The 644-nt window shown below is 62.3% G+C and carries 2 protein-coding genes; both read left to right on the top strand.

The genetic code is table 11. The features are described 5' to 3' along the window. Positions 1 to 295 (top strand): transposase domain-containing protein (locus tag ACOCD2_RS24600; RefSeq protein ID WP_293681318.1); only part of this gene is annotated, 295 nt, incomplete at its 5' end. After that, positions 285 to 605: a hypothetical protein gene (locus ACOCD2_RS24605; protein ID WP_293653477.1), complete on the top strand. Its 321-nt coding sequence runs from the start codon at positions 285 to 287 to the stop codon at positions 603 to 605. The genes ACOCD2_RS24600 and ACOCD2_RS24605, both read left to right, overlap by 11 nt. The last annotated feature ends 39 nt before the right edge of the window (positions 606 to 644 follow it).

The raw sequence follows: 644 nt of genomic DNA on the forward strand, positions 1-644 counted from the left end.
CCCGGAGGTGCCCATCGACACCAACCACCTGGAACGGGCCCTGCGGGTGATCCCAATGGGGCGTAAGAACTGGCTGTTCTGCTGGAGCGAGGTGGGGGCGAAGCATGTGGGCATTATCCAGAGCCTGCTCACCACCTGCCGGCTGCACCAGGTCAATCCTTATCCCTACCTGGTTGACGTGCTGCAACGGGTGGCCCTGCACCCGGCCCGTGATGTCGAGGAACTGACGCCACGCGTCTGGAAGGAACGCTTCGCCGCCAACCCCCTGCACTCGGACCTCGACCATGCCCATTGACATCGACGGCCTGAGCTTCGAGGAACTGCTGGAGCTGAACCCGCGCGTGGTGGCGCGGCTGAAGATGCTCGAATCGATGCAGGCTCACATCGAGATGATGCAGTTCAATCTTGGCCAGTGGGTCAGCTTCGAGCATCAGGGCGGCCGCCTTCTCGCGACCTTGGTCAAATACAACCGCAAGACGGTCACCGTGGTCACCGACAACGGCCAGCGATGGAACATCTCGCCGCATCTGCTGTCGGCGGTGAAGGAGGCCGGAACTGCCCAGCCTCAGTCACCCAGCGGCAAGAAGCAAAAGCGGCTCAGATAATCAGGCTAGGGGCAATAGCGGTGCGGAATGGCCGCTTAC

The sequence above is a fragment of the Thiolapillus sp. genome, from assembly GCF_048562965.1.
Taxonomy (GTDB): Bacteria; Pseudomonadota; Gammaproteobacteria; order Chromatiales; family Chromatiaceae; genus Thiolapillus; species Thiolapillus brandeum_A.

What these genes read in the sequence shown, in the direction of transcription:
- ACOCD2_RS24605 (WP_293653477.1), top strand. Translation starts at nt 285, where the DNA reads ATGCCCATTGACATCGACGGCCTGAGCTTCGAGGAACTGCTGGAGCTG.